8 protein-coding genes and 1 pseudogene are annotated in these 5,357 nt (G+C 62.2%); 4 read left to right on the forward strand and 5 right to left on the reverse strand.

Translation table 11 applies throughout. The annotated features are described in order from the left end of the window. Positions 1–110: 110 nt before the first annotated feature. The 3 genes from ubiE to H1Y01_RS19730 all read left to right on the forward strand — a co-directional run bounded on the left by ubiE (position 111) and on the right by H1Y01_RS19730 (position 1,272). Positions 111–842 (forward strand): bifunctional demethylmenaquinone methyltransferase/2-methoxy-6-polyprenyl-1,4-benzoquinol methylase UbiE, encoded by a 732-nt coding sequence (gene ubiE, locus H1Y01_RS10820; RefSeq protein WP_180540533.1) that lies wholly within the window; start codon positions 111–113, stop codon positions 840–842. Positions 843–878: 36 nt separating this feature from the next. Further along, the gene (locus tag H1Y01_RS10825) at positions 879–1,070 is read left to right on the forward strand and encodes a hypothetical protein (RefSeq protein WP_180540534.1); all 192 of its coding nucleotides are present in this window, start codon (positions 879–881) and stop codon (positions 1,068–1,070) included. 76 nt (positions 1,071–1,146) lie between these two features. Continuing rightward, a complete protein-coding gene (locus tag H1Y01_RS19730; protein WP_257644439.1) occupies positions 1,147–1,272 on the forward strand; it encodes a hypothetical protein in 126 nt (41 codons plus the stop codon). A gap of 17 nt (positions 1,273–1,289) precedes the next feature. Here the strand turns inward: H1Y01_RS19730 and H1Y01_RS10830 are convergent, their stop codons facing one another. After that, a complete protein-coding gene (locus tag H1Y01_RS10830; protein ID WP_180540535.1) occupies positions 1,290–1,598 on the reverse strand; it encodes a DUF2103 domain-containing protein in 309 nt (102 codons plus the stop codon). A 33-nt stretch (positions 1,599–1,631) separates the two neighbouring features. On the opposite strand from H1Y01_RS10830, the gene H1Y01_RS10835 reads away from it, so the two are divergent. Then, positions 1,632–2,636 (forward strand): isocitrate/isopropylmalate dehydrogenase family protein, encoded by a 1,005-nt coding sequence (locus tag H1Y01_RS10835; protein WP_180540536.1) that lies wholly within the window; start codon positions 1,632–1,634, stop codon positions 2,634–2,636. Here the strand turns inward: H1Y01_RS10835 and H1Y01_RS10840 are convergent. The 4 genes and pseudogenes from H1Y01_RS10840 to H1Y01_RS10855 all read right to left on the reverse strand — a co-directional run. Next, positions 2,633–3,223: a response regulator transcription factor gene (locus H1Y01_RS10840; protein ID WP_180540537.1), complete on the reverse strand. Its 591-nt coding sequence runs from the start codon at positions 3,221–3,223 to the stop codon at positions 2,633–2,635. The genes H1Y01_RS10835 and H1Y01_RS10840 overlap by 4 nt on opposite strands. Further along, positions 3,220–3,999, reverse strand: coding sequence for a S1C family serine protease (locus tag H1Y01_RS10845; protein ID WP_219341454.1), 780 nt, complete (start codon positions 3,997–3,999; stop codon positions 3,220–3,222). The genes H1Y01_RS10840 and H1Y01_RS10845 overlap by 4 nt, the downstream gene beginning before the upstream one ends. Beyond that, positions 3,999–4,886 carry a S1C family serine protease gene (locus H1Y01_RS10850; protein WP_180540539.1) on the reverse strand — a complete coding sequence of 296 codons (888 nt, stop codon included), beginning with the start codon at positions 4,884–4,886 and terminating at the stop codon, positions 3,999–4,001. Before H1Y01_RS10850 ends, H1Y01_RS10845 begins: the two co-directional genes overlap by 1 nt. Before the next feature lie 219 nt (positions 4,887–5,105). Further along, positions 5,106–5,357: pseudogene (locus tag H1Y01_RS10855) on the reverse strand (hypothetical protein); the annotation flags it as partial.

Below are 5,357 nucleotides of genomic sequence, written 5' to 3' on the forward strand. Positions count from 1 at the left end.
ACGGTCCACGGCCGCCTGCATTTCGTGCTGCCGACGCGTATCGGTCATGCGAAGGTGTTCTCCGATTTGAGCCCTGAGCTGGTGCGCCAGGCCATCGACGCCTCACTGGCATGAGAGGCACGACTCCTCCGGGAGCGGTCAACGAACAGCAGGCGGCGCGATGGGTTCGCGACATGTTCGGCCGCGTGGCTCCGCGCTACGACTTCGCGAATCATCTGCTATCGATGAATATCGATCGCCGGTGGCGCGGCCGTACGGTGGCCCGCGTTCGAGATGTACTCCTGCGTCCCGAGGCGCGCATAGCGGATCTATGCTGCGGAACGGGTGACCTGACGCTGGCGCTATCGGTGGCGCGCGGATCGCCCGTGCTCGGGTCCGACTTCTGCGCCCCGATGCTCGATCGCGCGGCACAGAAGCTGTTCGCACATCATCTGCAGCCGCGCCTATTTGAAGCCGATGCGATGCGTTTGCCGTTCGCCGACGGCTCACTGGATCTGATCACGTGCGCGTTCGGCTTCCGCAATCTGACGGGATACGACGCCGGATTGCGCGAGTTCCGCCGCGTGCTGCGGGCGGGAGGCAAACTCGCGATCCTGGAGTTTTCGACGCCGCCGAACCGGTGGTTCAGCGCTTTATATGGCTTCTACTCGGGCCAGATTCTGCCGCGGATCGGCGGCGTTCTTTCAGGCGCGCGCGATGCGTATACCTATCTGCCGGAGTCGGTCGAGAAGTTTCCGAACGCGGAAGAACTGGCGCGCGGCATGCGTGACGCCGGTTTTTGTCAGGTAAGTTTTGAACGCATGACGGGCGGGATTGTGGCGCTGCATGTAGGGATTGCTTAGCGGTTGCTGATGTAATACTGAGAGTAGAGGTACAAGATGGCCACGATCGACGAACGGCACGATGCTCTCCGAGAGTCCGTGGAGTTGCTGCTTATTGAGAGCCGCGAGAACGCGAAGCAAATCGATAAGCTCACTGATAAAATCGGTAAGCTCACTGATCTGATTACCATCGACGCCGAAAACATTCGGGCGCTGCCCGTATTGCTGAATCGCACGAGTCGCGGCTGACGGATCTCGAGAGTCGCGAGTAGCGCAGATGGCCAACATCGACGGACGGCACGATGTACTCCGAGAATCACTAGAGTTGCTTCTGCTTGAGAGCCGCGAGCATACGGTTCGTATCCTGGAACTTTCGAAACAGCGGGCCATCGACGCTCAAAACATCAGCGCCTTGGCCCTCATCGTCGAAGCGCGCGCGAGTCGCGGCTGACAGGCGTCCAGTAATCCCTAACTCTCCGCCCCACACCGCTGCAGTGCTTCTTCCAGCGCCTCCCGATCCATCGCCGTACTAATAAAAAGCTCTTGCCGGGCGCCGGCGCTTAAGGCGATCGCTTTCCATCCGTTCTGCGTCGGCACGGTGACGCGCACTTTCACCTTGATCCCCTTGGCATCGCGCACGGGCCGGATCACCCCCGGAATCACCGATCGGATCTCCGGCGTCTGCGCCAACAGCGTCTCGAGCAACGGCCGCACCCCGTCAATGATGCTGTGCTCGATCTTCAGTTTGCCTTTGGCCGTGCGCAGCCGGAAGGGCATCTGCCCAGTCTAGCGGGAGCGATAATCGAGAGCGTGCCCCATGCAATCACGTTAATTCCCGGCGACGGAATCGGCCCTGAAGTCGCAGATGCAACGGTTCGCGCCGTTGAAGCTACCGGCGTTTCGGTGGAGTGGGAGCGCGTTGACGCCGGCCAGAAAGCGGAACTGGAAACCGGCAAGGTGCTGCCCGAAGCCGTCTTCACGTCGCTCGAACGGACGCGCGTCGGTCTCAAGGGCCCGATCGCGACACCGATCGCGAAAGGCCACTCGAGCGTGAATGTCGCCCTGCGAAAGCGGCTCGATCTCTATGTGAATTTCCGCCCGGTCGAGATGCTGCCCGGCCTGAAGACGCGCTTTCAGGACCTGCCGATCGACCTCGTCATCTTCCGCGAGAACACCGAAGATCTCTACTCCGGCATCGAGCACGAAGTCGTGCCCGATGTGGTCGAGAGCCTGAAAGTAATCACGAAAACGGCGTCGATGCGCATTGCCCGCGCGGCTTTCGAATACTCCCGCCGGATGGATCGACACAAGGTGGTAGCGGTCCACAAAGCGAACATCATGAAGATGAGCGACGGCTTATTCCTGCGGTGTTGCCGCGAAGTGGCCGCGCAGTTTCCGGAGATCGAATACGGCGAGTTGATCGTGGACAACGCGTGCATGCAGCTGGTGATGCGCCCGGAGACGTTCGATGTTCTGGTGCTGCCGAATCTGTACGGCGATATCGTTTCGGATTTGACCGCAGGTTTGGTCGGGGGCCTCGGCATCGTGCCCGGCGCCAACCTGGGCGAATCGACCGCGGTGTTCGAAGCCGTGCACGGCACCGCGCCGGATATTGCCGGGCAAGGTAAGGCGAATCCGACGGCCCTCATGCAGTCGGCCGTGCTGCTGCTCGCGCATCTTGATGAACGCGAGGCTTCGCAACGGCTGCATCGTGCGATTCGCGCGGTCTATGCCGAAGGGAAAACGCTTACCGGCGATGTGGGAGGGTCGGCATCCACCGAAGCATTCACCGATGCGGTGATCGCAAGACTCTAAAGCATGATCAAGCCCTGCCGCACGCCCATGGTTACCGCTTCGGTGCGGCTGGACGCGTTCAATTTCTGAAACAGCGAGGAAACGTGGAACTTCACGGTATGCTCGCTGATCTTCAATCGCCACGCAATTTCTTTATTCGCCAGACCCTCCGAGAGCATGCGCAGGACCTCGATCTCGCGATGTGTCAAGGGACCGGGCGTCGCTGCCGGAATCGCGCCATTCGCCGAGTCCAGCGCTTCGGGATGCGTAACGATCAGACCCGCCGCGACCGCTTCGATCGCGAGTCCAATCTCACGCGAAGAAGCTCCGTGCGGCAGAACGCCGCGCGCCCCGGCGCGAATGAGTTGCAGCGCATTCTCTTCGGAAACGAGAAGCACTGCCGCGCCCTGCAGTTGTGGAAGAAGATCGAGTCCGTGTCCGTCCGCATCCGCGAGCACAACATCCGGAAGCAGATCGATCGCCTTGCGCTGCAGTTCTTCGCCCAGCGCAGCGGACCCGACGACTTCAATGCCGGGATGCGAGCGCGCCAGAGCTTCGAGGCCGGCGCGCACGACGGTTGACGGCGCGCCGACCAGAACGGTAATCAAGCCGCGTGGGCCTCGGCTCGACGGCGCTCGGGCGCAGGCAGTTGGATCGCAATCTCGCGCGCGACACCGCCGCGCAAGAAACGCAGCCGCAGCGTCCCGCGTGCGTTCAAGGCCTGTTGCAGCTGCGCCGAATTGAGCAGCAGCACATCGCCGATCATCAGCCCGCTGCGCCGCGCCAAACTGTCCGCGGCGACATCGACGATCGCCAGTGCAGGCCGGCCTTGAATCTTGACCGGCTGCATCGTGATGCCGAGAACAGGCTTGTCCGTTTCCTCTCCGGACACGAACGCGGATACGACGTTGCTCGGAACCGCCATCGCAAGTCCGCCGACAATCATCGTGTTGATGCCGATCACCTCTCCACGAGCGTTGGCCAGCAATCCACCGCTGTTACCGGGAGCGAGACGTACATCGGCCTGCACCCAGCGAGAGCCCTCAACCGCATAGATGATGCCTGTCGTAACCGCGCCGGTCACCCCGAGCGGATTACCGACTGCGGTAACAACCTGCCCGGGGCGTAGCGCGCTCGAATCGCCAATAGTCGCCGCGGGCAATCCCGAAACTGGAACCCGAAGGACCGCTAAATCGCGACGCCGATCCACTTGCTCAATCACTGCCTGGAACGCACGGCCGTCATCGAGCGTCACCTTCGGCTCACGCGAGTGAAGCACGTGTGCATTGGTCACGATCAATCCATCCGCCGACCAGATGACGCCCGAACCCCCGGTAACCGCGACACTTGAACGCCGCAACTCGCGAACTCGATCATCCGACATCATCGTTCTCCCCGGGGCCGCGCCCCCACCACGATGGACACCTTCTGCGACGCACCGCCGCGATACAACTCGACATCGAGCGGCTTACCCACCTGGTCCGGACCCAGATGCGACTGCACATCGTCCGTGTCCGCGATCGCCTTTCCTGCGATCTGCAGCAGCACATCGCCGATGATCACGCCCGCTTTGCCGGCGGGACCATCCGCATCGACGCTAAGGACGATGAGTCCGCTGCGCTGATCCGGCAGCGTCACCGGATGCAGTCCGACACCGAGGAATCCGCGCGATACGTGACCTTGCGAAAGCAAAGCCGCGATCACCGCGTCGACGGTTTCACGAGGAATCGTCACGCTCCAGTTGCGCGTGAGACCCGCGGTATTGACCCCCAGGACGCGGCCTGAAGTATCGACCAGCGCGCTCCCCGAACTGCCCGGATACAGGGTGACATCGGCGCGCACGAAACGCGCAATCTGCCCATTGCGCCAGGTACGCCAGGGACCTCCGAGCGCGCTCAGGATACCAAGACTGGCGCACGGTCCGTTCTCACCGCGCCGTCCCACTGCCAGAACCATGTTGCCTATCTGAAAGGATGCGGGGTCGGCGAATTCGGCTGCGGGGGTCGCGCCGGTGTCCGCTTGCAGCACGGCCAGGTCGGTGCCGGGATCGCGTCCGGCCAGCTTCGCGGGCACAGTGCGGCCATCGGGTAGCGTCACGGTCAATTCATCGTCGCGACGGACGGTATGATCGGCGGTCACGATAATTCCCGCCCGCCACACAACGCCGCTCGAAGCGAGCCGGTGATTCCCGTTCACCGCCACCAGAAACCGGGCCGCCTGCTGCACCGCGCCCGCCAGCGATTCCGAAACTTCGTTCAAATCTGTTGCCATCTAAATGTTTGCTCCAGTCTCAGCATGCCGCGAATCGGATGCCGCGCACATCGGCTATTCGGGCGGGACCGCAACCATGCGAACGGCTAGGTGGCGCGCGGTAGACGTCTCAAAACACCGCTTGCTCACGCGCGCGGCTCAGTAGGATCAATCGGTTCAGAGGGATCAATCGGTTCAGAGGGATCAATCGGTTCAGAGGGATCAATCGGTTCAGAGGGATCAATCCGTTACAGAGCCGCGACCGTAAGGGAGCGGGTTTTCACAATAGGCCGCGAGGCGCCAGAGTATCGCGGCGGCGAGCAAAGCGGGAATCGTCACGAGCCAGATCACCTCTCGATAGAGGTGCAAGTCGGAGAGATGGCCGATGATTGGCGAGATCACGGTCTGCAGCAGACCATACGCCAGCACCAGGGCCGAAATCGCGAGGCCCGACCGCTCCGGACCGTAGAGATCGATCGGAATCGCGTAGAG

The sequence above is a fragment of the Nevskia soli genome, from assembly GCF_903970205.1.
In the GTDB taxonomy this organism is placed as follows: Bacteria; Acidobacteriota; Terriglobia; order Bryobacterales; family Bryobacteraceae; genus Bog-113.

Excerpts from the sequence above, each read along its gene's own strand:
- ubiE (WP_180540533.1), top strand. The coding sequence starts at position 111 with ATGAGAGGCACGACTCCTCCGGGAGCGGTCAACGAACAGCAGGCGGCG.
- H1Y01_RS10825 (WP_180540534.1), top strand. The coding sequence starts at position 879 with ATGGCCACGATCGACGAACGGCACGATGCTCTCCGAGAGTCCGTGGAG.
- H1Y01_RS10830 (WP_180540535.1), bottom strand. The coding sequence starts at position 1,598 with ATGCCCTTCCGGCTGCGCACGGCCAAAGGCAAACTGAAGATCGAGCAC.
- H1Y01_RS10845 (WP_219341454.1), bottom strand. The coding sequence starts at position 3,999 with ATGTCGGATGATCGAGTTCGCGAGTTGCGGCGTTCAAGTGTCGCGGTT.
- H1Y01_RS10850 (WP_180540539.1), bottom strand. The coding sequence starts at position 4,886 with ATGGCAACAGATTTGAACGAAGTTTCGGAATCGCTGGCGGGCGCGGTG.